The sequence below is a fragment of the Polaribacter sp. HaHaR_3_91 genome (assembly GCF_019278525.1).
In the GTDB taxonomy this organism is placed as follows: domain Bacteria; phylum Bacteroidota; class Bacteroidia; order Flavobacteriales; family Flavobacteriaceae; genus Polaribacter.
The window spans coordinates 26,345-52,242 of the sequence record NZ_CP058986.1; the positions used below are offsets into that span (position 1 = coordinate 26,345).

Consider the following 25,898-nt stretch of genomic DNA (forward strand, 5'->3'; position numbering starts at 1 on the left):
CCGAATTTTAAGTTTTTCTGATTCATTTAGTTTTTATAAAACTTATACTGACTTTTTTTTAGATTTTAACCTTTCCATCTCATCTCCATAAATGGGTTTTATTTTATCAAAAGGAACTTTATTTTTTCTAGTAAAAACGGAAGCTTTATTACCAGACCCAATATAACCAACACCCGGACTCATTCTTCTTCTGTTTTCTCTTTTCATTTTATACGAGTTACTTGGTTATAATTAATCTAAACGCATTAAATTCGAAGTAAACATAATTTTAGAAAAAATAGAAAAACTGAAACTATTATATTTCTTTATCGTTTTTAATAATAGAACTAACCAAATTGAATGTCTAAAGAATTAAATCTTTTAATTAAAAACAGTAAAAGAAGAAATCAAAAAGCTCAAATAAAGCTTTACGACTTGTTTTCTGAAGCTATGTTTTTTATATCCTATAGATATCTAAAAAACGAAGAGGAAGCAAAAGACGCTATGCAAGATGCTTTTCTTAAAGCCTTTTTAAGTTTAGATACTTTTAAAGAAGACACTAGTTTTGGTTCTTGGTTAAAAAAAATTGTTATTAATACTTGTATTGATAAATTAAAAAAGAAAAGTATAGAAACGGTTTCTTTAGAAAATTATCCTTTGGAAGTTTTAGATGATAACGATTGGAATTTTGATGTAAAAATTGATAGAATAGAAATTATTGATGCAATTGAAAGTCTAAAAACTAAGTATCAATTGGTTGTTAAATTATATTTATTGGAAGGTTATGATCATTCAGAGATTTCAGAAATTTTAAAAATTCCGATTAAAACATCAAGAACACAATTAAGAAGAGGAAAATTAGAACTTAGAAATCTTCTAAAAACTTAGAATTATGGAACATGATATAAGAGATTTATTTAAAAATAAAGAATACCCAATAAAAAAATTACCAAAAGAACATCGTACAGATTTTATAAAAAAATTAGACGGAGTGAAAAATAGTAAGAATAAAAAGAGATCTTATTATTTCTTAAAAATTGCAGCATCAATTTTATTCCTTCTTTTCTGTGGGTATTTTTTCCAGAATACGAATTCTAAACCCGAAAAAACTGCACTTGAAATTCAATTTGAAGGAATAGAAAATGAATATTTAATCAATATAAATAAAGAATGGAATGCTTTTATTGATGTAGCAAAGGATACTGTTTTAATTAGAAAATATAAAGAGAAACTAAAAGAGTCTGATACTGATTATAAAAAAATAACTACTCAATTAAAGGAGTTTCCAAACAATATAAATGTTTTAGAATCTTTAATAGATAATTTGCAAAGACGTTTGCAATTAATCAGAGATATTAAAGAACATATTAATGAGTTAAATCAAAAAAATACAAGTAATGAAACCATATATATATAGTATTTTATTTCTAATAAGCATCCATTTTTCTTTTTCACAAACAAAAGAATTGGTCTTAAAAGAAAGTTACGAGATTGACAAAAACACCATATTAGAGATTGATATAGACAATGCATCAATTGTATTTGAAGAATCTAATGATCATAAAGTTCATCTTGATTATTCAATTCTTTTTGATAAAGATTCAGAAGATATTCAATATAAAATTTTTAAGGGACTTAAAGCCAAATCTTCAAAAACTAATAACAAAATAAAATTAGAGGTAAAAAACTCAATGTACCTTGGGGAATTACATCCTTTAGATGTTGATATAGAAACTTACAAAGAACATATTAGAGGTTTTTTTAAAAAGAGGAGAACAAATGAATTTTACTATAAATCTAAAGATTCTATAGTAAAAGAAATCGACTTTAGTTTGGGTACAGATTCTAATGATTATTTTAAGAAACTTAAGTTAGAAAACCCATATAAAAATTACGGAAAATCACCACGAAAATTTAAACAAGATTTTATAATAAAAATACCAAAAAATGTAAAAATTAAAATTAAAGCACTTCATTCTAGAATAGATTTCACATATAATGTTAATACGCATCTAGATGTAAGTTCATTCAAAACTTATTATAAATTTAAAGGCATCAACAATGAGAATAACTCATTTAAATTGATGAGTGGAATTTTTCAAGCAGAAGCTATATCAGGAGGAAATTATGATTTAAAAGACATCTACAAAGTAAGAATCGGGTCATTTTCTAATGCAATGTTAATAACGGAAACCTCAAAAATTCAGATTGGTGAAATAGGCAAAAAAGTTTCATTTAAAGATTTTACAAGTAAAGTACATTTATATAATTTTAGTGAAAGTTTTGCTGATTTTAATTTTGAAGGAAAATATTCTGAATTAAATGTATACAAAGTAAAAGAAAGTAATTATTCTGTAAAAGTTTTTGGTTTCAATACCGTTTTAAATATGGATGGTACTAAAACTACTTTTGGTAATTCTAAAGAAGAGAAACTCACAAAAATTCTTGAAAAGAAACCAAAAGAAAATATTATTTCTAACGGAAATATTGCAATTGAGTTAGAAAATGGCATTTTAAATATTAAATAAAAAAAAATAATTCTCATAAATTTATGAGAATTGTTTTTTTTTTATAAATGTAAATCTATTTTTTATAAATCGAATTTAATTCCTTGTGCTAAAGGCAATTCATCGGAATAATTAATGGTATTTGTTTGTCTACGCATATACACTTTCCAAGCATCAGAACCAGATTCTCTACCGCCACCAGTTTCTTTTTCACCACCAAAAGCACCACCAATTTCTGCACCAGAAGTACCTATATTTACGTTTGCAATTCCACAATCTGAACCAGCATAAGATAAGAATTTCTCTGCTTCTTTTAATTCGTTCGTCATAATTGCTGATGATAAACCTTGCGCAACTCCATTTTGTTTTTCAATAGCATTTTCTACTTCTCCAGCATATTTCATTAGATATAAAATAGGTGCAAAAGTTTCATGCTGAACAATTTCAAAATGATTTTCTGCTTCTATAATTGCTGGTTTTACGTAACATCCAGATTCATAACCTTCGCCTTCTAAAACACCACCTTCTACTAAAACAGTTCCTCCTTCTGCTTTTGCTTTTTCAATTGCAGCTAAATAAGTGTTTACAGCATCTTTGTCTATTAACGGACCAACATGATTGGTTTCATCTAAAGGATTCCCTATTTTAATTTGTTTGTAAGCACCAACAATGGCATCTCTTACTTTATCATACACCGATTCGTGAATAATTAATCTTCTAGTAGATGTACAACGTTGTCCGCAAGTACCAACAGCACCAAAAACAGCACCAGGTACCACTACTTTTAAATCCGCCGTAGGCGTGATAATAATGGCATTGTTTCCGCCTAATTCTAATAAAGATTTACCGAAACGTTGGGCAACCGTTGCTCCTACAATTCTTCCCATTCTGGTAGAACCTGTTGCAGAAACTAGAGGAATACGAGTATCTGTAGTCATCATCTCTCCTACTTTATAATCGCCATTTATAATGGAAGAAATTCCTTCCGGTAAATTATTTTTCTTTAAAACATCTGCAATAATATTCTGACAAGCAACGGTACATAAAGGTGCTTTTTCAGATCCTTTCCAAACACAAACATCACCACAAATCCACGCTAAAGAGGTGTTCCAAGCCCAAACAGCAACTGGAAAATTAAATGCAGAAATTATACCAACAACACCTATTGGATGCCATTGTTCTCTCATAACGTGTCCTGGTCTTTCAGACGGAATTGTTTGTCCGTTTAATTGACGAGACAAACCAACAGCAAAATCGCAGATATCAATCATTTCTTGCACTTCTCCGTAACCTTCTTGTAGAGATTTTCCCATTTCATAAGAAACTAATTTTCCTAAAGGTTCTTTTAAATCTCTTAATTTATTACCAAACTGACGTACAATTTCTCCTCTTTGTGGAGCAGGCATATTTCTAAATGATAAAAAAGATTTTGTAGCAGTTTCCATCACTTTTTCGTAGTCTTCTTTTGATGTAGATTTTACTTTTCCTATTAATTTCCCATCAACAGGAGAGTAACTTTCTATTAACTCACCATTAGAAAAATTATTAGATCCTGTAGAAGTACCATTATTTATAGCTTTTAAACCTAGTTTTTGTAAAGCTTCTTTAATTCCAAAGTCTGTCATTTTGCTATTCCGTTTTTGTTGTTTACATTCGAATGACAATTTACAAATAATTCTAAACAAAAGTAAATTAAACAAAAACAATAATAATTGTTTTATTTTAAACATAAATTATGATGAAATCCTTTTTTATTACCCTGTTATTATTAATTTCTTTTGGATGTAAAAAAGAAATAACATCGCCAGAAGAAAAAACAGCTACTACAAAAAAACATGAATTTGCAATTATTATTCATGGTGGAGCAGGAACTATTTTAAAGAAAAATTTATCTGATGAAAAAGAAGCAGCTTACAAAGCAAAATTAGAAGAAGCTATTAAAGTAGGACATACAATTCTTAAAAACGGAGGAACAAGCCAAGAAGCAGTTATTAAAACCATACAAGTTATGGAAGAATCTCCATTATTTAATGCAGGAAAAGGAGCTGTTTTTACACATGAAGAAACCAATGAATTGGATGCTTCTTTTATGGATGGAAAAACATTAAATGCTGGTGCAGTTGCTGGGGTAACTAATGTAAAAAGTCCTATTGAATTGGCTGTAAAAATTATGACAGATTCTGATCACGTAATGCTTTCTGGAAAAGGAGCTTCTATTTTTGCTGAAGAAAAAGGATTAGAAATTGTAGATCCAAGTTACTTTTATACAGAAAGACGTTTTCAATCGCTTCAAAAAATAAAAAATAAGAATAAAACAGCGTTAGATCATGATGATAAAAAAGCCGCTTTTTATGATGCTGATATTAAAAATGCAAAATTTGGTACTGTGGGTTGTGTAGCTTTGGATAAAAGTGGAAATATAGCTGCAGGAACTTCTACTGGAGGAATGACAAATAAACGTTGGGGAAGAATTGGAGACGCACCAATTATTGGTTCTGGTACGTATGCAAATAATTTAACTTGTGGTGTTTCTTCTACAGGTTGGGGAGAATATTTTATTAGAAGCCAAGTTGCTTATGATATTTCTGCACAGATGGAATATCAAAATAAATCTTTAAAAGAAGCAACTACAGACGTAATACAAAACAAACTTACAAAACTTGGAGGAACGGGTGGTGTTATTGCTTTAGATAAAAACGGAAATATGTCTTTTGAGTTTAATACTGCAGGAATGTACAGAGCTTCTATGAATGATAAAGATGAATTAATTGTAAAAATTTACAAAGAATAAGCCAACCATTCTTCTGGAATTGGTCCTAAATCTAGTTCTATCTTTTTAGATTTTACAATCTTTTTATACCCTAATCTAGAAATTATAGGTACAGATAAGTTTATATTATTCTTTTTATTAATAATTTCTAAAACCTCCCGAATAGATCTTTTGGTACATAAAACTAAGCTATTCATCATAGCATTAGATTCTTTTTCTAAATCGTAAAAATCTACAAAATAAGCAGGTTTTTCATCCTTATAAACAACCCATTGTGTAGCTTTTCTTTCAAATGTTTCTATAACTTCTTTCGTTCCGCTTAAAGTTCTATATGTAATTGCTAAAAATGTCATCTTATTTTCTTTTAAAAAATCAAATTTAATATAATGCATTAGTAATTCTTTTTTAATTTCGATAGAACTACCATAAACATCGTTAAAATGTATATTTAATACCTGAATATATGCCAAAATTGAAAGGAGAAAAACCATTGGAATTCTCACTAAAAGTATCTAACTGAGCTTTAAACATGGGGTTTAAATTTAAAGACCATTTATTATTTAAAAAATAATTAAAATCAAAACCTAGATTCCCACTAAAGTTAATATTATTTAAATTGTTAGCACTACCCGAATTAGTAAAAAATTGAGAACTAAAATTAACTTCATTTTTATTTAAAAACAAAGAACTGAACCCAGCAACCACCTGTGTATTGAAATTTTTAACAGTTAAAAAATTATATTTCACTTCTATAGGGACTTCAATATAACCAAATATTTGATTCAAATCTCCATTTAAACTCGTTCTACTTATCAATGCACTGTTATCAAAATCTGAAGTTTGTAAGGGAGCTGTATTAAAAGATAGAGAAACACCACTATTAAATGCAACAGGTGATGTGCTTTTAGAAATTGAAGAAACAGCTGTTACCTGATTGTTCACAAAAATCATTTCTTGCAAATGCACACCAGATTGAATGCTCCATTTTTTATTGATTTGGTAGCCTATTTGAAAACCATAAGAAAAAGAACTCTTACCTTTTGTGGAGTTTGATAAACTTCTATTTACAGGAGATGAATTTGAAAATGAATTAGAATTTAAAACTGCAAAAACAGGTGCAATAGACCATTTATGCTTTAAATGTTTAATAGAAAAAATACTATCCTTGTCTTTTATAAATTTATTTAAATCGACCTTCTTGTTAGGCAATTCTTTTTCTACAGCTACATTGTCTACTATTTTCTCTTTTTCTTCAGTAAAAACCTCCTTATTTTTATTTACATCTATCTTTTTATCGTTCACAGAATCTAACGTCTCCTTAGCTGTATTATTAGCTAACAAAGTTTTTTCCACAACGTTTTTATCACGAACTAACTTCTTTTGAAAACGAGGTTTTTCTATATCCTTTTTTATACTTTCTTTCGTTTCTTTATCTGTAACCAGTATTTTTTTATCAATTTTTGTATTTTGAATAAGTGAATCTATTTTTGGCAGGTCATTTTTTTCTACTTCATTTTCGGTACTCTCTGTTACAATCGTTTTAGAATCGATTTTCATAAAATCTGTTTCGTTTGTAGAGACAGGAAAGAGTAACATTCCTAAAAGTAACATCGCTGCTGCTCCACCTGCAAACCACCAAAGAGGTACTCCCCTTCTTTTCTTCTTTTTAAGCTTAGATTCTATATTGCCCCAAACTTTTTTATCTGGAGTTACCTCCAAATTTTTAAGCTGATCTTGAAACAATTTATCTAAATTCTTATTCTTCATTAGTTAATCATTTACTGTTGTTTTTTGATGCATTTCTAATTGATCTTTCAAAATTTTTCTTGCTCTAGACAGGTTCGATTTTGATGTTCCAACAGAAATCCCTAACATTTCTGCAATATCTTTATGAGCATAATCGTCTAAAACATATAAATTAAAAACCAGTCTGTATTGATCTGGTAATTGCTGAATAAAACCCAACAACACATCCACATTAAAAGCAGTGTCTTCTATATTAAACTCTTCTTCTGTTTCTAATTCATCAGAAAAATCACTTACATTTTTCAAAGGAGACTTTACTCTATATTTTTGCAAAACAGTATTTACAGTTACACGTTTTAACCAACCTTCAAAAGAACCTTTATGGTTATATTGTTTTATTTTTTCGAAAATAGTCATAAAACTATCTTGTAGATTATCTTCTGCATCTTGATAATTACTCGAATATTTTAAACAAACTGCAAACAGCTTATCAGCATAAAGCTGATAAACTGTTGATTGTGCTGTAATTTTCTGCTTACAGCATTCTTGTATGAGTTCTTCTAGTTTGATGGTACTAATTTACAGGAACTATTACTTCCTCAAAAATATTTTCGCCCTCACTATCAGTTCCTTTAAAGAACTTAAAAATATAGTCTTCTGTTTGAGACGCTGTAACAACAAACTTCTTTTCTTCTTGTACAATTTCTTCTGTACATTCTTCATCTAATAAAACCATTGCCGTTACTGCAACAGTTCTCGTAGAATCTTCAGTCTCATAATAAATTTGTTCAAAAGAATAACAATCGTTTGGAAAAGAATATTTTATAGTAATAGTATCTGATTCTCCATATGTAAAACTTTCTGGAGTAATCGCTTCATCTATTGGCATAAACTCAAATTTGTAATTGGGTACATCATCGTTGTTTAAACAAGAAGCAAAGACAAATAATCCTAATAAAAGTAAACTAATTTTTTTCATGGTTTTTGTGTATTAAATTAATATTTAAGGGTTGGAATTCCATTTTCGCATTCAACAGAAACAGGAACACTTGCTATTGAACAATCTGAAATTATGCCCCATCTAACGTTAAATGTTTTTTCTGCTTGTGTGTATATTTCTATTTTATTTAAAAAATCATTTGTATCTATTTCAGTAGAATAAGCGATATATCCTTGCGAACCTCCACAAGCTTTTGAACCGTAAGCGGTAAACAACCAATTTGTAGCGTCTGAGCAAGAAACACTGCTAGACAACTCTTGAATTTCATTGAATAAATCCATTAAACTTCTATATTCTACTTCTTGTGCTGTCAGTTCTCTTTTTACAACCAATTCCTGTTCTGTAAGTGTAATAATTCTCCAAGCATAATTTGTAGGATAGCTTTCTGTAGAAATGTTAACTAGTGTACTTTCTAGCTCAAAAGTTCCTTCAATATTAAAAAAAGATAAAGGCGGTGTACCGCACCAACCAGAAGTACGTTCTATAAAACCACCGTTTTTATGAAATGAAATTCCGTAAGCATCATTTGGCAAAGAGTTCCCTCTTTTAAATGTTGTAGTTTCTCCTTCGTAAACCGGATCTAACCAAGTACCTATTAATAAATTATTAGCATCTATTATTACCTCATTGTCTTCGCAAGAAAACAATGAAACTAGAAAAAGGAAAGCAATTATTTTTTTCATCATTTTTAGTATTGTATTTGAGAATCCCACCCTTCTAAATTTAAAAGAATTGTAGTGTCACTGTCTTTTAAATCTTTAATATTAAACGTAAAATCTTTAGAAATAACAGCCAAACAAGCTTCCGTATTTTCTAAATTGATTTTAATGTTTCTTTGAGTCGGATTCGATTCTAAGATTAAATCTGCATCTACAAGCGTTGCTCTCCAACTAGTACCATCACAACCACTAGCCATAATGTTCAGAGTTAATAAATCCCCATCTAAAATTGCATTATTAATATTGTAACCAGTGGTTGCTGTTTCATTATATAAATTATTATCTATAATTACACATTCATTACAGAGTTCTAAAGTAGTTTCTGCTGTTTCTGAACATCCTAAAAATGCTAAAAGGGTAATTAGAAAAATACTTTTTAACTTCATTATTTAGGTGTTTTATTACAAGATGCAGAAATTTTAAAAAGGTTGCGTCTAATATTGTTATTTTTGCAAAAGTATATGCAAAACACAATTTTTAACATCCGAAATCAAGAAGAATTTAAGCAAGCTGCTTTAGCTGTTTTTAAACATCAATTTAAAAACAATAAAGTATATCGTTCTTTTTGCGATTTATTATACATTCATCCTTCAGACGTTACTAAGGTTGAAGAAATTCCGTTTTTACCTATTCAGTTTTTTAAAAGCAGAAAAGTACTTTCTTCTTTAGAAGAAATTGAAGAAACTTTTACAAGTTCTGGTACCACAGGAAGCCTTACTAGCAAGCATTTTGTAACAGATATTAACCTCTATAAAGAAAGTTACCTAAAAGGATTTGCACATTTTTATGGCAACATAGAAGACTATGTTGTGTTGGCTTTATTGCCAAATTATTTAGAAAGAAATGGTTCTTCTTTGGTGTATATGGTTGATGATTTAATTCAGAAATCTAATAATACTGAAAGTGGATTTTATTTAGATAACATTGAAGAATTAGCAAAAAAACTAGTAGAATTAGACAAAAAAGGACAAAAAACGCTCTTAATCGGAGTTTCTTTTGCTTTGTTAGATTTGATAGAAATGCAACAATTCAACCTAAAAAACACCATTATCATGGAAACTGGTGGTATGAAAGGACGAAGAAAAGAATTGATTAGAGCTGAATTGCATCAGCTTTTACAAAGCGGATTTGGAGTTTCTGAAATTCACTCAGAATACGGAATGACAGAATTATTAAGTCAAGGATACTCTAACGGGAACGGTGTTTTTGACACACCACCTTGGATGAAAATTTTAACAAGAGATACAGAAGATGCTTTAACCATACAACAAGTAGAAAAAACAGGCGGCATTAATGTAATTGATTTAGCCAATTATAATTCTTGTGCTTTTATTGCTACACAAGATTTAGGCAAAGTACACCAAAACGGTACTTTCGAAATCATTGGTCGTTTTGATAACTCAGACATTAGAGGTTGTAATTTAATGGTCTTATAAAGAAATTAAAGATGAAGTTTAAATTAATTGAAGATTTTAAAGAGTTTGCTGTAAAAGGTAACATGATAGATATTGCTATTGGGGTTATTATTGGCGCTGCCTTTAATAAAGTTATAAGCGTATTGGTAAAAGAGGTTTTTATGCCTCCTTTGTCTTTTATGACCCAAGGTGCAAAATGGGAAAACAAGAAAATTATTCTAAGAGAAGCGGTACTTGTTAAAGAAAAAATTACAGTTGATGAAATTGCCATTGGTTATGGTAAATTATTTGAAGCTAGTATCGATTTTCTAATCATTGCTTTTACCGTTTTTATCATTGTAAAAGCAATGAATGCAATGAAAAAGAAAGCAGACGACCCAAAAAACAAAGCGGTGGTGACTCCTAAAAATATTGAGTTAATGCACAAAACCAACGAGCTTTTAGAAAAACAAAATGAATACTTACAGAAACTTTTAGCAGAAAAAAAATAACGATACATACGTTTTGTAAATTTTGTTTTTAAATTACGACTGATTTGTTATCAGCTAATTAAACACAAAACGTAATGAATACTAAAACAACCCTTTTATACCTAGTCCTTTTTTCTTTTATAGGATGCCAATCCGGTCAAACCAAAACAGCACCTCAAGCAACTACAAAAAAAGAAAACACTCCTATTCCAAAAAGTGAACAATTTAATCAGTATTGGTATTCTGGAAAAGCAGAATTAAGCAGCTACACCTTAAAACAGGCTAGATATGGCGAAATACGAGACGGAGAAGTTGTTTTGGTTTTTGTTACAGAACCTTTTTCTGTTAGTAAACAAGTAAAATTAGACAATCCGCAAAAAGCAGGAACTGACAACGTTTCTGTTATGAAATTGAATCATGTTCGTAAATTTAATACCGGTATTTACGATTATTCTATTGTCACCTCTACTTTTACACCTATTGATACTCAAAACTATCCTTTTACTTTAAAAGCTTCCACAAGTATACAAGAATGGTGCGGACATACTTTTACGCAATTAAACCTTGCTGATGACAAATACAATTTTAAACAATTCTCTTATTTTGAAGCTGACGGAGACGAAGAGAAAACAATTAATGCTACCTTTTTAGAAGAAGCATTGTTTACTAAAATTCGTATAGCAAAAGGTCAATTACCAGAAGGAGAAATCAATTTGATTCCTTCTACTATTTACAGTCGTTTTAACTACAAAAAAATGGACGTAGAGAAAGCTGAAATTAGTAAAACAACATCAGAAAAAACACTTACTTATAAGATAAAGTATCTAAATATTAATAGAACTCTTACCATTGATGTAGAAAAAGAGTTTCCGTACAAAATTTTAGGTTTTACAGAATTTGATGGAACTAGTTTAACCACAACAGCGAAACTAAAGGCAACTAGTAATGAGCCTTATTGGGAACAAAAAAAATTATCAGATCAAGATAAAAGAAAAGCACTTAAATTAAAATACGAATAGATTTTTTTTAAAATTTCTACTATTATTTCTTTGCTAGATAGTTACGCATTTCTCAAAAAAAACAGCTAACTTCGTTTAACTTCATGATAAAATGAAATTGAACTGAACTTGATTCCGTATTAAAACTCACCTTATCATTTTAGTTTTAAAAAACGAAAATTATGAAAACTCTTTTTATCTCTATTTTATTCATTTCGCTTGGACTTTCAATGAATGCACAAGGCGAAGAAAAAAAACAATCAGAGCATAATAAAAAGAACGTAATTGCGTCGGAGAGAACAGTAATTGTCTTAATAAATAATGAAATAATTGGAAATCCATCTATTTTAAAAAACATCCCTCAAGAAAATTTAGCAACTGCTGATTTTTCAGAAGATGCTAAATTAGGTTCAAAAAAAATATTTTCGGCTGAATTGATGAGACAAGAACTACTGAACCCTGAATTAAAAAATGGGGGAATCATAAAACTAGAAACAGCATTAAAATTTAATATTAAAACTCAGAAAGATTTAAATACTTTTTTTGGATTAAAAGAATCAAACGACATTTTTGTAAATGGATACTTATTAAATAAAAAGTATGCTATTATTAATGAATGTATAAGAGAAATTCAGTTAATAAAAGAGGGGAATCTGTTTTTAAAGGATAAAGTATTAAACATAATAATCTGATGAAATATTTTTCAACACAGTTTATAAAAAATTACTTGCTTAACTAAATCTATGTTTGTTGCTCGTTTGCTAACTTCTAATTTCCCTTCAGAAAATCTTCTTACATAAACACAACTTACCAAATACATTAAAGTTAAACAAACCTTTTTCAAAAAAACACTCTTGACTTTCTAAAAAAATAAACTAACTTCGTTTAACTTCTGATTTAAAACATTAAAATGTTCGATATCAATATAGTTATATGCTATTTTAAAACGAAAAACACATAAAATGTAAAAAAACAAGTAACTTGCTCAAGTTCTTTTAAAGAAAGGACATCTAAAAAAATAATATGTATAATTAAAAAATAAACTTATGAAAAGTAAACTAATATCAATGCACTTTATTACCTCGTTCTTAACATTATTTGTGATATCTTTAGGTATGGTATCTTGTAGTTCTGATGATGACTCGGATACAGATACAGACACTACTGATTGTGTTCAACAAGACTTGGCAGAAGGAAGTGGTGTTTGTGATACAGAATTAGCTTATGATTCGTCTGTAACAATTAGTATTAATGGAACTGATAGGATTATCACAACTAATAGTATTCCTGATCATTTAGTAGGGACCTTCATTAATGGAAATATTACCGAACAGAATGAAACTTATACAATAACTACAGATCCTGTACTTACAGGAAATTTAACTTCGCTAGAGGGCGATAATGGTCCTGAATATATTTTTGGTATCTTATTAGACGGTGTAGAATTAGACCCTATTGCAGCTGAACCTTGGCCACATAGTGATCTTGGAGTTATGGATCCTGATGTAAATTGGGATTGGAATTTAGAAGCATTAAATGTTCCTATAGGTTTAGACTGTAACTACTCACATGTTCAGCCTACTGGTAAATATCATCATCATGGTACACCAACATTATATGATTTAGTTGCAGATGCAGACGGAACTGAAATGGTACAAGTTGGATGGGCTGCTGATGGATATCCTATTTATTATAAATACGCATATACTGATGCTGATGATAGTAGCTCTGCTGTTATAGAAATGACCTCAAGTTATGAATTGTTAACAGGTAATAGACCTGGAGATGGTGAATCGGCACCTTGTTCTGAGTACAATGGTGCATATTCTGCAGATTACGAGTATGTTGATGGGCTTGGAACTCTTGATGAGGCGAATGGAAGAACTGGTGTAACTCCTGAGTTTCCTGATGGTACATTTTATTATATATTGACTGATGGTGATTCTTTTCCAAGTATCCCAAGATACTTTAGAGGAACACCTTCTGATGACTTCCAACAAGGGCCAGGGAATTAAAAAAAATCTTAAAAAACTAATCAAATATGTATAAATTATATTTATCATGTTTATTCTTTATCATGTGTATACCTTTTACGTATGCACATGATTCTGATATAGCTTATTTTGATATTACAACAGAAGGTACTCAAACTATAATTCATGCTGAATTTTCATGGAGTATTCGAAATGCCTTAATTGCATTCGATTCTAATTATAATAATGCTAAAACAATAGAAGATATTAATGACATATTTTTACGTTACACCAAAGAGAAGTTAAAAATTTTTGACACAAAAGACAAACAATTACATTTATTAAAAGTTATTCTTGAAAAGAATAATGAAGAACATAACCATGCCACACGTTACACATTAATATTCGAGGGTTCAGATATTAGTAAAGTTTCAAACACCATGATGTTTGAACAGAGTAACTCTCAAAAAAATTATCATTGGTACTTAAACAAAAACGGAAAAAAGGAAGAAGTAATTACAGACAACACTACTTCATCTTTTAATATCACCACAGAAACTAGTAGTTATTTAAAATATTATTTAATTGTTGGCGCAATACTGTTGTTAGGTTTTCTGATTTTTTCTTTTAAAAGAAAGACAAGGTAAATTGTAATAAAATAGAATTTGTGCTAATTATAGTAAAAGATTCTATTAATTTTTAAGAGCCAAATTAGATTGAAAGTTGTACTTGTGGAAAAAAATTATGTTATGATATCTGTGAAATTGAATAAACTACTGATTAAACAGCATATAACACAGTGTATAATTAATTGCTTTGTTCTTCACTACTTGCGAATATTCCTGCGGAATATTCACGGGTTCGTAAAAGTTTGCTAACTTAGTTGCTTAACCACGCACAAACACGTTAAACGAATCTCATAAAAAAAGGCGAAAAATTTAAAATTTTTCGCCTTTTTTATTATAAAATATCATCACTGTATTTATTCATTCTTCAAAGCATTCCAACCTTGAGCTTTCAACTCAATTTCTTGGCTAGCTCTTGTAACCAAGTTCAATCCTTGGTTTTCTGCAGTAATATGCCCAATAATAGAAAAATGAGGATTTCCTTTTATCTTATCAAAATCTGCAATAGGCACGGTAAACAACAATTCGTAATCTTCACCACCACTTAAAGCAACCATGGTAGAGTCTAACTCAAACTCTTCACAAGCAGAAATTACTTGCGGGTCTAATGGCAATTTATCTTCGTATATTTTACAACCTACTTTACTCTGCGTACAAATATGAAAAAGTTCCGATGAAAGTCCATCAGAAATATCAATCATAGAAGTTGGTTTAATTTCCATTTCTTTTAATAAACCAGGAATATCTTTACGAGCTTCTGGCTTTAACTGACGCTGAATTAAGTATGTGTAATTATCTAAATCTGGCTGATTATTTGGATCAACTTTAAAAACCTGTTTTTCTCTTTCTAAAACTTGTAATCCTAAATAAGCAGCACCTAAATCTCCAGAAACCACAATTAAATCGGTTTCTTTAGCGCCATCTCTGTAGACAACGTCTTCTTTTTCTGCTTTACCAATTGCGGTAACAGAAATTAAGATTCCTTTGGTAGATGAAGTAGTGTCTCCACCAACTAAATCTACATTATAACTTTCACAAGCCAACTGAATTCCGGCATACAATTCTTCAATTGCTTCTAGCGGAAACCTATTCGAAACCGCAATAGAAACCGTAATCTGTTCTGCAACTCCATTCATCGCATACACATCAGATAAATTTACCATTACAGCCTTATATCCTAAATGCTTTAATGGCATATAACTTAAATCGAAATGCACCCCTTCTATCAACAAATCAGTAGTAACCAAAGTTTGTTTATCCGAAACATCTAAAACCGCAGCATCATCTCCAATAGCTTTTATCGTAGATGAATTTTGCACTTTAAAATATTGTGTAATATGATTGATCAAACCAAACTCACCTAGTTCGGCCAACGACGTCTTTTGTGTATTTTTATCTTCTAACATGTTGCAAAGATAGGTACATTCTAAAAAATGACAGAATTACTTTAACACCTATATTTTTTATTTTAGATTTTAAACAGTACTTTTAAATTCTAAGCCTAAGAATTATGATTCGTTTTAGTATTGTTTGCTTTTTTATTCTACTCCATATTTCAAATATAACTGCTCAAGAAATCATAGAAATCGCAGAATCTGAAGCAAAATCTGCTGCTACAAAAATTCATTTTAAGGCAAATCCTAATACTTCAAATTACGATATTACCTACCATAAACTAGAGTTTTCTGTAGATCCTGCTGTGGCAGCTATTTCTGGTAAAGTAACCACTACTTTTACCGCTTTAAACAATTTATCTACCGTTACTTTTGATTTAGATGATACTATGACGGTGACTTCGATAACTCAAAACGGAAATGCAGTAACCTTTTCTCAAAACTCAAATGACGAATTGGTAATTACGCTTCAAGCGACTTTAAACCAAGGAAACTCAACATCAGTTGTAATAGATTACAATGGAAATCCAACAAGTAACGGTTTTGGCTCTTTTGAAGTAAACACACACGGAACAGCAAATACTCCGGTACTTTGGACACTTTCTGAACCTTATGGCGCTTTAGGTTGGTGGCCTTGTAAGCAAGATTTGAATGATAAAATTGATACGATTGATGTATATATCACTGCTCCTGAACAATATGTTTCCGTTTCCAACGGATTAGAGCAGAGCACAACGACTAATTTAGGCTTTAAAACCACACATTTTAAACACGAATATCCTATTCCCGCTTATTTAATTGCCATTGCAGTGACCGATTATGAAACCTATTCGCATGATGTTTCTCACAATGATAATAATTTTCCGATTGTAAATTATGTGTATCCAGAAAGTTTAAATTCAGCTCAAAACAGCACTTTAGTCACGGTTGATATTATGGAACATTTTATTGATTTGTTTGGCGATTATCCTTATAAAAATGAAAAATACGGTCACGCCCAGTTTGGTTGGGGCGGCGGAATGGAACACACAACCGTTTCTTTTATGGGGAATTTTAACCGTGGATTAATTGCGCATGAATTAGCGCACCAATGGTTTGGAAATAAAGTTACCTGCGGAAGCTGGAAAGATATTTGGCTAAATGAAGGTTTTGCTACTTATTTATCTGGTTTAACCATAGAACACTTAGATGGAGATGCTTCTTTTAAAAGTTGGAGAAATTCCACAATTAGTTCTGTAACCTCATCTACAAATGGTGCTGTGTACCTTACGGATGCAGATACCACAAGCGTTAGCAGAATATTTAATAGTAGATTATCTTATAATAAAGGCGCCATGGTTTTACACATGTTGCGTAAAAAATTGGGAGACACTCACTTTTTTGAGGCTTTAAAAAACTACATTTCAGACCCAAATTTGGCATATAATTATGCAAAAACTCCAGATTTAATAGCACATTTAGAAACTGCAAGTGGCTTAGATTTAGAAGAGTTTTTTAACGATTGGATTTACAATCAAGGGTATCCAACTTACCATCTAAACTGGCATCAACCAACAACAAACACCATAAATATAACATTGAATCAAACTCAGAGTGATCCTTCTGTTTCTTTTTTTGAAGCCAATGTTCCCGTTCGTTTAAACGGAACAAACGGAGAAGTTTTAGATATCATTTTAAACAACACCACAAACGGACAAACTTTTGTAGAAAACGTTACTTTCACAGTAAATTCAATAGATTTTGACCCAGACGCTGATTTAATTTCTAAAAACAACAATGTTACTTTAGGTATTGAAAACAATCTTTTTGTATCTAAAAATATTTCTTTATTTCCGAATCCTGTAAATGATATTTTAACTATTGAAACCTCAAAAAATATCACGTTCAAAAATGTGATTCTCTATAACACACTTGGTAAAGAAATTCTTACTTCTAGCAATAAACAAATTAATCTTAGTCTACTAAGTGATGGTATTTATTTTATTAAAGTTTTTACGGATACAGGAAACTTGTATAAAAAGATTATTAAAGAGTAACTTTTTGATTGAAGTGTTCTCGATACAAAATTTCTGAAAAAGAAATTCCACTCGAACTGATAGCTTGTATTATTTAAAAAATTTATTAAGCAGAAAGGGTAAAATACAGTTTTATCATTTCGATAATAGGAGAAATCTCATAACAGTGATACCACAACAACCACCAAACTATATGTGATTTCTCCCAAAAAGGTAGAAATAACAAAACTGGATGGAAACAAAACTGAACGCAAAAAAAACACAAAGCTTGTCACTTCGAAATATTGAGAAGTCTCATAACAGTGGTACCACAAAATTGTATCGAGATGTTTTTCGTTTTTTAAATAAAATTAGTACCCAACCTTTTTAAAGCCTTTCACCCGTTTATAAATTAGTTTTTCTATTTTTACCGATATAAATAAACAACTCCTTGATTTCTATAACAACTTCAGAAAATAAAAAAGTCTATTTTGCATCCGATCAACATTTTGGAGCACCAACACCAGAAGCTAGTTTTCCTCGTGAAAAAAAGTTTGTTGCTTGGTTAGATGAAGTAAAAAAAGACGCAGAAGCCATTTTTTTATTAGGCGATTTATTTGACTTTTGGTTCGAATACAAAACCGTAGTTCCTAAAGGATTTGTACGAGTTCTAGGGAAATTAGCAGAAATAAAAGATTCTGGAATTCCGATATACTTTTTTATCGGAAATCATGATTTATGGATGAACGATTATTTCCAAAAGGAACTGAATATCCCCGTTTATAATGAACCACAAGAGTTTTTAATCAACAATAAAAAGTTTTTAATTGGTCATGGAGATGGTTTAGGTCCTGGAGATCATGGGTACAAACGCATGAAAAAAGTATTTACATTTCCATTATTCAAATGGATGTTTAGATGGTTGCATCCAGATATTGGTGTACGTTTAGGGCATTATATGTCTGTAAAAAACAAGTTGATTTCTGGTGATGATGATGCAAAATATTTAGGTGATGAAAACGAGTGGTTGGTATTGTATTGCAAAGAAAAACTAACCCAACAACATTACGATTATTTTGTTTTTGGACACCGACACCTTCCTTTAGAAATAGAGCTACAAGAAAACAGTAAATATGTAAACCTTGGAGACTGGATTCAGTATTTTACTTATGGTGAGTTTGATAAAGATTTTAAATTATTAAAAGCATAAAAATAAACCTTCACTGATTTAGTTTAAATACTTTTATAAAATAATAGACATAAAAAAAGCGGCAAGTTGCCGCTTTTTAAATATAAAAATAATTCATTTATTTTAAGTTAAAACTTACTCTTGCAAATAGAAATCTACCGCCAATACCAAATTGTTGTGCTCTTCTAGACCAATCGAAACGACCATCACTTCTGTTACCAAAAGAAGCTTCTGCCATATCTGGATAAATATCAAACAAGTTATTTGCACCAATTGTTAACGTTAAAGCATCTGTAGCTTTATATCCCAAAGATAAATCTGTAACCACCTTAGAACTGAATACCTGTTGGTTTGCAACCACTGTTGTAGCCTCTGTTACTTCACCAAAATATACATTTCGTAAAAAGATATTAAATTTACCTGTTGTAAAACTATTTGTTAAATTTAACTTCGTTCTTGGCACTGCTTCTTCTAAATACACTCTACTATCTTCAGGAAAATAAGTACTTACTAAGCCTGCATTTTCTAAAACTGTAGATGCATTAATATCTCCTACCTGTTCTGTTTTAGATAAAGTTGCAGATAAATCTGTTTTTAATCTAGAATTAGCTCCAATATCTGCTTTATGCGTAATTACAAAATCTACTCCTTTAGATTGTGTATCTATTGCATTTGCGAAGAAAGACGCTGCAGAAGCATTTGCTTGTGCCAATAAATTATCTAATTCTGTGCCAGTACCAGGACCTGCAAACTGACCTGTATAAACCACTCTGTCATCAATATTAACAACATAACCATCTAAAGTTAAAGTAATATTAGCTTCTGGTAATTTTGCAGTAAAACCTGCACTAAAACTGGTAGAAGTCTCTTCTTTTAACTGAGGAATACCTAATAATTGAGCTGCTCTACTATCATTAGAAAAAGTACCTACTTCTTGTGGATCTCCATTCTGATCAAAAATAGTTGACGTAGAATTAAAGTTTAATTGATGTAAAGAAGGTGCTCTAAAACCAGTATTAAAAGAAGCTCTAATTCTAAAATTATCCGAAGCTTTAATTAAAGTTGCTAATTTAAAATTTATGGTAGAACCAAAATCCGAATAATCTTCAAAACGTGTTGCGAAATTTAACGAAATAGCATCAGAAAAATCTGCATCTAAATCTAAATAACCAGCAATACTACTTCTACCTCTAGACAACTCATTACTTGGACTAAAACCTGGAAAAACTTGCGAACCACCTGGTCTTGCTGCATCAAAAAAGTCTAATAAAGGCGTTTGAGATGATAAGGTAATTGCCTCACCTACTGCTGTATACTGAGTATAAGAAGCTTCTTCTCCGGCAGTAATTTCATAATTTTCTAAACGATATTCTGCACCAAAAGCGACACCTAAACCTTGAAAAGTGTTTTTATAAAACTTATTTAAATCTAAGTTTACGGTATTTTGAGCAAAAGCAAAACCACCAGCATCAAAAACTGTTGGAGAAGCATTTCCTTGAGATGCATTAAATGTATTACCAATCATATAATCGAAAGCATTTCTACCATATGTATTTGAAAAATCTACATTCCATTCTCCAATCTTACCTTTTATTCCCACTGCTAAAGATTTGTCTGAAATAGTAGAATTAATTTCTGGCAAAAAACCATTAATGTAAGCAGGTGTGTATGTTCTACTTTGGTTTGGCAATCTATAAAAACCAGCAGAATTACCATCTCTAGACCCTAAACCAGCAAAGGAATATAATTCTGTACCATTATCATCTAGAGGTAATTTAAAGTTGGCAAAAAATCTACCTCCACGTACTTTAGACTGCCCAACTCTCATGTTAAAGTCTTTACTTTCTAAACCTCTTGCTGCTAATTCTGCAGTTGTATTATCTCCTGATAAAATACCTTGTAATTGTGTCTTTGTGGTAGCTCCATTTAAATTAATACCAGCCTGATTTGCATATTGTATAACATCACTAACATCATTATCTAATAATTTGGTTAAATCATAACCATCATCATTTGCAAATCTTTCAACGGTATTATATAAATTAAAGATTGTTCCTTCCCAATCTTTCATTCTGTTGTAAGCTTCTCTTACATCAAAATCTCCTGTAAAGTTAATGAACCCACCTTTATCACCAATTGGCAATCCATAGTTTGCACTAATATTGGTAGTTTGTCCGTCTACACCTCCCGTTTGTCCATTGGCATTTTTACTAAAATTAGCACCAGTAGTTACTACTAAAGCTAATTCATTTACGCTTTCATTTAAAACGATGTTAATAACACCCGCAATAGCATCAGAACCATATTGTGCCGCTGCTCCATCACGTAAAACTTCAATTCGTTTTATAGATGCTGCAGGTATAGCGTTTAAATCTGTACCAACAGAACCTCTACCAAAAGTTCCATTAATATTTATTAAAGAAGAAGTATGCCTTCTTTTACCATTTATTAATACCAAAACCTGATCTGGTCCTAAACCTCTTAAAGATGCTGGATCTATATGATCTGTACCATCAGAAATTGTTTGTGTATTAGACGTAAATGACGGAGCTACAAAATTTAAAATCTGATTTAAATTTACTTGTGGAGAAGATGCAGCCAATTCTTTCATATCTACAATATCTATTGGAACCGGAGAATCTATAGCAGTTCTATTAGGGTTTCTAGAACCTATTACAACAACTTCTTCTAAAGAATTATCTTCATTTACCAAAATTGTTAAATAAGAGGTATTTGTAACATTTACCTCTTTAGAAGCATATCCCATAGAGGAAACTACCAATTTAATAGGTAAACTTTCTACAGTAACAGAAAACTCTCCATTAATATCTGTAACCGATCCGTTGGTTGTTCCTTTTTCAATAACATTTACATATGGCAAACCACCACCAGATGAATCTGTAACTTTACCCTTTATAGTTTGTGCTACCATAGCCAAAGGCAACATAAATAACAAAGTGATCACTACGTTTTTTAATAAGTAATTTTCTTTCATATTAAAGTATTTTTAAAGTTATTATCTCTAAATATCGCCTTTTTAAACTAAAAATCCAATATTTTAACAATTTCTTTATACTATAACTCTTTTTATAAATTAAAAAAATAGACATCTTTAACCTTCTTTTAACAACAATAATTTTGTTATTATTGTAGCTTTGTTCCTGTAAAAAATAACACCTAACACAATATTACAATGGATGTAGATGTAAGAGCTATTAATGAAAAAATAGAAAGAGAAAGTGCCTTTATAGACATTCTTACTTTAGAAATGAATAAAGTAATTGTTGGCCAAAAACAAATGATAGAAAGTTTGTTAATTGGATTGATTGGAAACGGTCATATTTTGCTAGAAGGGGTTCCTGGATTGGCAAAAACCTTAGCAATTAATACATTGTCTAAAGCGGTACAAGCCTCTTTTAGTAGAGTTCAGTTTACACCAGATTTATTACCTGCAGATGTTGTTGGAACCATGATTTACAACATGAAAGAAAACAATTTTGAGATCAAAAAAGGTCCAATTTTCGCAAATTTTGTGTTAGCAGATGAGATTAACAGAGCACCTGCAAAAGTGCAATCTGCTTTGTTAGAAGCAATGCAAGAGCGCCAAATTACTATTGGAGACACTACTTTTAAGTTAGACGAACCTTTCTTAGTAATGGCAACTCAAAACCCTGTAGAACAAGAAGGGACATATCCTTTACCAGAAGCACAAGTAGATCGTTTTATGCTAAAGGTTGTTATTGACTACCCAAAATTACAAGACGAACAAATTATTATGCGTCAGAATTTATCTGGCGGATTTTCTAAAGTAAATCCTGTAGTTTCTGTAGAACAAATTATTAGAGCAAGAGAAGTGGCTAATGAAGTGTATATGGATGAAAAAATTGAGAAATACATTCTTGATATCATCTTTGCAACGCGTTACCCAGAAAAATATAATTTACCACAATTAAAAGATTTAATTAGTTTCGGAGCATCACCAAGGGGAAGTATCAACCTTGCTAAAGCAGCAAAATGTTATGCTTTTATCAAAAGAAGAGGGTATGTAATACCAGAAGATGTTAGAGCAGTTGTTTTTGATATTTTACGTCACAGAATAGGAATTACTTATGAAGCGGAAGCAGAAAATGTAACGTCTGTAGACATTATCAATTCAATTATTAATGAGATTGAAGTACCATAGATAGTTGGCAGTAAAAACAGTTACAGTTGGCAGTTGCTTACTCATGTTTAAAAAAACCGATTCAATTACACGCTTCAACAATTAAACAATTACACGTTGCAAACTAAGGAGATACTTAAAAAAGTTCGTAAAATAGAAATTAAGACAAAGCGTTTGTCTAATGATATTTTTGGAGGTGAATACCATTCATCTTTCAAAGGACGTGGTATGACTTTTTCTGAAGTAAGACAATACCAATTTGGCGATGATGTTAGAGCAATCGACTGGAATGTTACTGCGCGTTACAATGAACCTTATATTAAGGTTTTTGAAGAAGAACGAGAGTTAACTATGATGCTTTTGGTAGATGTTTCTGGTTCTGAATTATTTGGAACATCAACACAATTTAAAAAAGATACGGTTACAGAAATTGCTGCAACCTTGGCTTTTTCTGCCACTCAGAATAATGATAAAGTAGGTTTAATTTTATTTTCTGATGATGTAGAACTTTTTATTCCTCCTAAAAAAGGAAAAAGCCACGTTTTACGTATCATTAGAGAGCTAATAGAATTTAAGCCAAAAAGTAAAAAAACCAATATTGCTGCTGCTCTAAAGTTTTTATCTAGTGTGATGAAAAAAAGAGCAATTGTTTTTATGTTATCCGATTTTATGGATGATGATTATGAAAAAACATTAAAAATTGCGGCTAAAAAACACGATTTAACAGGAATAAGAGTTTTTGATAAACACGATGAAGAAATTCCTAATTTAGGAATGGTACCTATGTTAGATTCAGAAACAGGCAATGTACAATTAATAAACACTGCATCAAAATCTGTAAGAACTAGCTACAAAGCAAATGCCTTACGTTTGTCTGATTATTATTTAAACATGTTTAAAAGAAGTGGCGCAGGTACTGTTAACACAAGAGTTGATGAAAACTACGTAAAAAAATTATTAGGTTATTTTAAACATAAAGGAAGATAGTAACGCAGTTACCCTTAAAAATGAAAAAACAACTATTCTACATACTACTATTCGTTTCAACCATAGGTTTTGCACAAGAATCAAAGGTAAAAGCAGAAATTGACACCACTAATATTAGAATTGGTGAACAATTCAATTTAAAGATTACTGTTGATGACACTCAGAATGTGATCATACCCAAATTACAATTAAAAGGTTTAGAAATTATAGATTCTACTCAAGTAGATACTATAAAAAACTCTTTAATAAGGAAGTATATACTAACTGGTTTTGATAGTGGTGCATTTTACATTCCGCAACAACAAATATTTGTAAAAAACCAAGCATTTTTAACAGATTCATTATTAGTAAATGTAGCCACCATTGCTATTGACACAACTAAGGTGAAAAAATTTCCAATAAAATCTATTAAAAGCGAACCTTATACTTTTGACGATTTTAAAATATACGTTTACATACTTTTAGCAGCATTAGCTATTATCGGTTTCTGGATTTATTGGTTTGTTATCAGAAAAAGAAAAGAAGAAATAGAGGAAGATACTTATAAAGCAATGCCTCCTTATGACGAAGCTATTTTAAAGTTAAATGAATTAGACGAAAAATTATTGTGGCAAAACAATAAGGTAAAAGAATATTATTCTGAATTAACAGAAATTGTACGTGGTTATATAGAGCGAGAATTAAAAGTACCTGCTTTAGAAAAAACAACTGATGAGGTATTAGATATGCTAAAAGACTTTAAAGATGCAGAAACCATACAAACATCAGAAGATACTATTAAAAAATTAAGAGATTTGTTAAGAGAAGCAGATTTGGTGAAATTTGCAAAATCGAAACCTTTAGCTTTAGAAATAGAAGAAGATAGAAAAGATGCTCAGGATATTGTGAGTAATTTAAAACCTAAACCAATTATTGAAGAGAATGATGAATTGGAGTAATTTTGAGTTTCATAATCCGGAGTTTTTGTGGTTGCTAATTGTAATTCCACTAGTAGCAGTATGGCATTTTTTTATGCGCAAAAAAGATGCTGCAGTATTAACAATGCCAAGTATAAAGGGGTTTAAAACAGACTCGCTTTTATCAAAATTAAAACCACTTTTATATCTTTTAAGAATATTAGCTTTAGTAGCAATTATTGTTGCTTTAGCAAGACCGAGAAATGTTTCTGTCAGTAAAAAAACAAAAAGCAATAAAGGGATAGACATTGTAATGGCAATTGATGTTTCTGCAAGTATGTTGGCAAAAGACCTAAAACCGAACAGATTAGAAGCGCTTAAAAAAGTAGCCATAGATTTTGTAGATAGAAGACCAAACGATAGAATAGGAATTGTTGTGTATGCCGGAGAAAGCTTTACACAAACACCTATTACAAGCGACAAAGGGATTGTAAAACGAACCATTTCCGAACTTCAATGGGGACAATTAGAAGGCGGAACAGCTATTGGAATGGGATTAGGTTCTGCTGTAAACAGGTTAAAAGAAAGCACCGCAAAAAGTAAGGTTATTATCTTATTAACAGACGGTGTAAATAACACTGGTAACATAGACCCAAGAACAGCTACAGAACTTGCAAAAGAACTAGAAATTAAAACCTACACGATAGGATTAGGAACTAATGGAATGGCAGATTTTCCTTACAGTAAAGACCCAAGAACAGGAAAATTACAATTTAGAAAGTTGCCCGTAGAAATTGATGAAGAATTGCTAAAAGAAATAGCTACAGAAACCCAAGGTAAATATTTTAGAGCTACAGATAATGAGTCTTTAAAAGAAATTTATGACGAAATTGACAAGCTTGAAAAAACGAAGATAGAAGAATTTAAATATTACAATTATCAAGAAAAATATAGAATTTTTATCTTTTTAGGATTAGGATTCTTGTTGTTAGAATTTATGTTGAGAAACACGTTATTTAAATCGTTTATTTAAAGCAAGTGTAACTGTTGAATTGTTTAATCGTGTAAATGTA

26 protein-coding genes are annotated in these 25,898 nt (G+C 30.5%); 16 read left to right on the top strand and 10 right to left on the bottom strand.

Translation table 11 applies throughout. The features are described from left to right. Positions 1–42: 42 nt before the first annotated feature. On the bottom strand, positions 43–207 hold the full coding sequence (locus H0I27_RS00150) for a hypothetical protein (protein ID WP_218731946.1): 165 nt from the start codon (positions 205–207) through the stop codon (positions 43–45). 132 nt (positions 208–339) lie between these two features. Between H0I27_RS00150 and H0I27_RS00155 the strand changes: the two genes are divergently transcribed. The 3 genes from H0I27_RS00155 to H0I27_RS00165 are packed head-to-tail and all read left to right on the top strand — an operon-like array spanning position 340 to position 2,507. Next, the gene (locus tag H0I27_RS00155; RefSeq protein ID WP_218731947.1) at positions 340–867 is read left to right on the top strand and encodes an RNA polymerase sigma factor; all 528 of its coding nucleotides are present in this window, start codon (positions 340–342) and stop codon (positions 865–867) included. A gap of 4 nt (positions 868–871) precedes the next feature. Then, the gene (locus H0I27_RS00160; RefSeq protein WP_218731948.1) at positions 872–1,396 is read left to right on the top strand and encodes a hypothetical protein; all 525 of its coding nucleotides are present in this window, start codon (positions 872–874) and stop codon (positions 1,394–1,396) included. Further along, entirely contained in the window at positions 1,377–2,507 is a 1,131-nt protein-coding gene (locus H0I27_RS00165; protein WP_218731949.1) for a hypothetical protein, read from the top strand. Before H0I27_RS00160 ends, H0I27_RS00165 begins: the two co-directional genes overlap by 20 nt. A gap of 62 nt (positions 2,508–2,569) precedes the next feature. Here H0I27_RS00165 and H0I27_RS00170 read toward each other — a convergent pair whose 3' ends face one another. After that, on the bottom strand, positions 2,570–4,111 hold the full coding sequence (locus H0I27_RS00170) for an aldehyde dehydrogenase family protein (protein ID WP_218731950.1): 1,542 nt from the start codon (positions 4,109–4,111) through the stop codon (positions 2,570–2,572). A gap of 113 nt (positions 4,112–4,224) precedes the next feature. Between H0I27_RS00170 and H0I27_RS00175 the strand changes: the two genes are divergently transcribed. Then, positions 4,225–5,277, top strand: a complete 1,053-nt coding sequence (locus tag H0I27_RS00175) for an isoaspartyl peptidase/L-asparaginase family protein (RefSeq protein WP_218733714.1) — start codon at positions 4,225–4,227, stop codon at positions 5,275–5,277. Here H0I27_RS00175 and H0I27_RS00180 read toward each other — a convergent pair. The 6 genes from H0I27_RS00180 to H0I27_RS00205 all read right to left on the bottom strand — a co-directional run bounded on the left by H0I27_RS00180 (position 5,265) and on the right by H0I27_RS00205 (position 9,107). Further along, entirely contained in the window at positions 5,265–5,609 is a 345-nt protein-coding gene (locus tag H0I27_RS00180; protein WP_218731951.1) for a hypothetical protein, read from the bottom strand. The two genes, H0I27_RS00175 and H0I27_RS00180, sit on opposite strands and share 13 nt — an antisense overlap. 82 nt (positions 5,610–5,691) lie before the next feature. After that, entirely contained in the window at positions 5,692–7,023 is a 1,332-nt protein-coding gene (locus H0I27_RS00185; RefSeq protein WP_218731952.1) for a PorT family protein, read from the bottom strand. A gap of 3 nt (positions 7,024–7,026) precedes the next feature. After that, the gene (locus H0I27_RS00190) at positions 7,027–7,581 is read right to left on the bottom strand and encodes an RNA polymerase sigma factor (protein ID WP_368384632.1); all 555 of its coding nucleotides are present in this window, start codon (positions 7,579–7,581) and stop codon (positions 7,027–7,029) included. Next, positions 7,577–7,981, bottom strand: a complete 405-nt coding sequence (locus H0I27_RS00195) for a hypothetical protein (protein WP_218731953.1) — start codon at positions 7,979–7,981, stop codon at positions 7,577–7,579. Before H0I27_RS00195 ends, H0I27_RS00190 begins: the two co-directional genes overlap by 5 nt. Positions 7,982–7,998: 17 nt before the next feature. After that, positions 7,999–8,688, bottom strand: a complete 690-nt coding sequence (locus H0I27_RS00200) for a hypothetical protein (protein WP_218731954.1) — start codon at positions 8,686–8,688, stop codon at positions 7,999–8,001. A gap of 2 nt (positions 8,689–8,690) precedes the next feature. Beyond that, positions 8,691–9,107 (bottom strand): hypothetical protein, encoded by a 417-nt coding sequence (locus H0I27_RS00205; RefSeq protein ID WP_218731955.1) that lies wholly within the window; start codon positions 9,105–9,107, stop codon positions 8,691–8,693. Positions 9,108–9,182: 75 nt separating this feature from the next. Between H0I27_RS00205 and H0I27_RS00210 the strand changes: the two genes are divergently transcribed. The 6 genes from H0I27_RS00210 (at position 9,183) to H0I27_RS00235 (ending at position 14,224) form a co-directional block, all read left to right on the top strand. Next, positions 9,183–10,157, top strand: a complete 975-nt coding sequence (locus H0I27_RS00210) for an acyl transferase (protein ID WP_218731956.1) — start codon at positions 9,183–9,185, stop codon at positions 10,155–10,157. Between the two features lie 11 nt (positions 10,158–10,168). Beyond that, on the top strand, positions 10,169–10,627 hold the full coding sequence (gene mscL, locus H0I27_RS00215) for a large conductance mechanosensitive channel protein MscL (RefSeq protein WP_218731957.1): 459 nt from the start codon (positions 10,169–10,171) through the stop codon (positions 10,625–10,627). 74 nt (positions 10,628–10,701) lie between these two features. Further along, the gene (locus tag H0I27_RS00220; protein ID WP_218731958.1) at positions 10,702–11,625 is read left to right on the top strand and encodes a septum formation inhibitor Maf; all 924 of its coding nucleotides are present in this window, start codon (positions 10,702–10,704) and stop codon (positions 11,623–11,625) included. A 161-nt stretch (positions 11,626–11,786) separates the two neighbouring features. Further along, on the top strand, positions 11,787–12,296 hold the full coding sequence (locus H0I27_RS00225; RefSeq protein WP_218731959.1) for a hypothetical protein: 510 nt from the start codon (positions 11,787–11,789) through the stop codon (positions 12,294–12,296). A gap of 354 nt (positions 12,297–12,650) precedes the next feature. Continuing rightward, complete coding sequence (locus H0I27_RS00230) at positions 12,651–13,619, top strand: YHYH protein (protein WP_218731960.1); 969 nt, start codon at positions 12,651–12,653, stop codon at positions 13,617–13,619. Between the two features lie 26 nt (positions 13,620–13,645). Further along, positions 13,646–14,224, top strand: a complete 579-nt coding sequence (locus H0I27_RS00235) for a hypothetical protein (RefSeq protein WP_218731961.1) — start codon at positions 13,646–13,648, stop codon at positions 14,222–14,224. A 335-nt stretch (positions 14,225–14,559) separates the two neighbouring features. On the opposite strand, the gene thiL is transcribed toward H0I27_RS00235, so the two are convergent. Beyond that, positions 14,560–15,609 carry a thiamine-phosphate kinase gene (gene thiL, locus H0I27_RS00240; protein WP_218731962.1) on the bottom strand — a complete coding sequence of 350 codons (1,050 nt, stop codon included), beginning with the start codon at positions 15,607–15,609 and terminating at the stop codon, positions 14,560–14,562. A 104-nt stretch (positions 15,610–15,713) separates the two neighbouring features. Between thiL and H0I27_RS00245 the strand changes: the two genes are divergently transcribed. Next, complete coding sequence (locus H0I27_RS00245) at positions 15,714–17,633, top strand: M1 family aminopeptidase (protein WP_218731963.1); 1,920 nt, start codon at positions 15,714–15,716, stop codon at positions 17,631–17,633. Between the two features lie 409 nt (positions 17,634–18,042). Continuing rightward, positions 18,043–18,801, top strand: coding sequence for a UDP-2,3-diacylglucosamine diphosphatase (locus tag H0I27_RS00250; protein WP_218731964.1), 759 nt, complete (start codon positions 18,043–18,045; stop codon positions 18,799–18,801). Positions 18,802–18,898: 97 nt separating this feature from the next. Here the strand turns inward: H0I27_RS00250 and H0I27_RS00255 are convergent, their stop codons facing one another. Next, positions 18,899–21,775 carry a TonB-dependent receptor gene (locus tag H0I27_RS00255; protein WP_218731965.1) on the bottom strand — a complete coding sequence of 959 codons (2,877 nt, stop codon included), beginning with the start codon at positions 21,773–21,775 and terminating at the stop codon, positions 18,899–18,901. A gap of 198 nt (positions 21,776–21,973) precedes the next feature. On the opposite strand from H0I27_RS00255, the gene H0I27_RS00260 reads away from it, so the two are divergent. The 4 genes from H0I27_RS00260 to H0I27_RS00275 all read left to right on the top strand — a co-directional run bounded on the left by H0I27_RS00260 (position 21,974) and on the right by H0I27_RS00275 (position 25,858). Further along, complete coding sequence (locus H0I27_RS00260; protein WP_218731966.1) at positions 21,974–22,963, top strand: MoxR family ATPase; 990 nt, start codon at positions 21,974–21,976, stop codon at positions 22,961–22,963. Positions 22,964–23,059: 96 nt separating this feature from the next. After that, positions 23,060–23,929 (top strand): DUF58 domain-containing protein, encoded by an 870-nt coding sequence (locus tag H0I27_RS00265; protein WP_208890772.1) that lies wholly within the window; start codon positions 23,060–23,062, stop codon positions 23,927–23,929. Between the two features lie 20 nt (positions 23,930–23,949). Beyond that, positions 23,950–24,867 (top strand): BatD family protein, encoded by a 918-nt coding sequence (locus tag H0I27_RS00270; RefSeq protein ID WP_218731967.1) that lies wholly within the window; start codon positions 23,950–23,952, stop codon positions 24,865–24,867. Beyond that, a complete protein-coding gene (locus H0I27_RS00275) occupies positions 24,854–25,858 on the top strand; it encodes a VWA domain-containing protein (RefSeq protein ID WP_218733718.1) in 1,005 nt (334 codons plus the stop codon). The genes H0I27_RS00270 and H0I27_RS00275 overlap by 14 nt, the downstream gene beginning before the upstream one ends. Positions 25,859–25,898 lie beyond the last annotated feature (40 nt).

Excerpts from the sequence above, each read along its gene's own strand:
- H0I27_RS00150 (WP_218731946.1), bottom strand. The coding sequence starts at position 207 with ATGAAAAGAGAAAACAGAAGAAGAATGAGTCCGGGTGTTGGTTATATT.
- H0I27_RS00155 (WP_218731947.1), top strand. The coding sequence starts at position 340 with ATGTCTAAAGAATTAAATCTTTTAATTAAAAACAGTAAAAGAAGAAAT.
- H0I27_RS00160 (WP_218731948.1), top strand. The coding sequence starts at position 872 with ATGGAACATGATATAAGAGATTTATTTAAAAATAAAGAATACCCAATA.
- H0I27_RS00165 (WP_218731949.1), top strand. The coding sequence starts at position 1,377 with ATGAAACCATATATATATAGTATTTTATTTCTAATAAGCATCCATTTT.
- H0I27_RS00170 (WP_218731950.1), bottom strand. The coding sequence starts at position 4,111 with ATGACAGACTTTGGAATTAAAGAAGCTTTACAAAAACTAGGTTTAAAA.
- H0I27_RS00175 (WP_218733714.1), top strand. The coding sequence starts at position 4,225 with ATGAAATCCTTTTTTATTACCCTGTTATTATTAATTTCTTTTGGATGT.
- H0I27_RS00180 (WP_218731951.1), bottom strand. The coding sequence starts at position 5,609 with ATGACATTTTTAGCAATTACATATAGAACTTTAAGCGGAACGAAAGAA.
- H0I27_RS00185 (WP_218731952.1), bottom strand. The coding sequence starts at position 7,023 with ATGAAGAATAAGAATTTAGATAAATTGTTTCAAGATCAGCTTAAAAAT.
- H0I27_RS00195 (WP_218731953.1), bottom strand. The coding sequence starts at position 7,981 with ATGAAAAAAATTAGTTTACTTTTATTAGGATTATTTGTCTTTGCTTCT.
- H0I27_RS00200 (WP_218731954.1), bottom strand. The coding sequence starts at position 8,688 with ATGATGAAAAAAATAATTGCTTTCCTTTTTCTAGTTTCATTGTTTTCT.
- H0I27_RS00205 (WP_218731955.1), bottom strand. The coding sequence starts at position 9,107 with ATGAAGTTAAAAAGTATTTTTCTAATTACCCTTTTAGCATTTTTAGGA.
- H0I27_RS00210 (WP_218731956.1), top strand. The coding sequence starts at position 9,183 with ATGCAAAACACAATTTTTAACATCCGAAATCAAGAAGAATTTAAGCAA.
- mscL (WP_218731957.1), top strand. The coding sequence starts at position 10,169 with ATGAAGTTTAAATTAATTGAAGATTTTAAAGAGTTTGCTGTAAAAGGT.
- H0I27_RS00220 (WP_218731958.1), top strand. The coding sequence starts at position 10,702 with ATGAATACTAAAACAACCCTTTTATACCTAGTCCTTTTTTCTTTTATA.
- H0I27_RS00225 (WP_218731959.1), top strand. The coding sequence starts at position 11,787 with ATGAAAACTCTTTTTATCTCTATTTTATTCATTTCGCTTGGACTTTCA.
- H0I27_RS00230 (WP_218731960.1), top strand. The coding sequence starts at position 12,651 with ATGAAAAGTAAACTAATATCAATGCACTTTATTACCTCGTTCTTAACA.
- H0I27_RS00235 (WP_218731961.1), top strand. The coding sequence starts at position 13,646 with ATGTATAAATTATATTTATCATGTTTATTCTTTATCATGTGTATACCT.
- thiL (WP_218731962.1), bottom strand. The coding sequence starts at position 15,609 with ATGTTAGAAGATAAAAATACACAAAAGACGTCGTTGGCCGAACTAGGT.
- H0I27_RS00245 (WP_218731963.1), top strand. The coding sequence starts at position 15,714 with ATGATTCGTTTTAGTATTGTTTGCTTTTTTATTCTACTCCATATTTCA.
- H0I27_RS00255 (WP_218731965.1), bottom strand. The coding sequence starts at position 21,775 with ATGAAAGAAAATTACTTATTAAAAAACGTAGTGATCACTTTGTTATTT.
- H0I27_RS00260 (WP_218731966.1), top strand. The coding sequence starts at position 21,974 with ATGGATGTAGATGTAAGAGCTATTAATGAAAAAATAGAAAGAGAAAGT.
- H0I27_RS00270 (WP_218731967.1), top strand. The coding sequence starts at position 23,950 with ATGAAAAAACAACTATTCTACATACTACTATTCGTTTCAACCATAGGT.
- H0I27_RS00275 (WP_218733718.1), top strand. The coding sequence starts at position 24,854 with ATGAATTGGAGTAATTTTGAGTTTCATAATCCGGAGTTTTTGTGGTTG.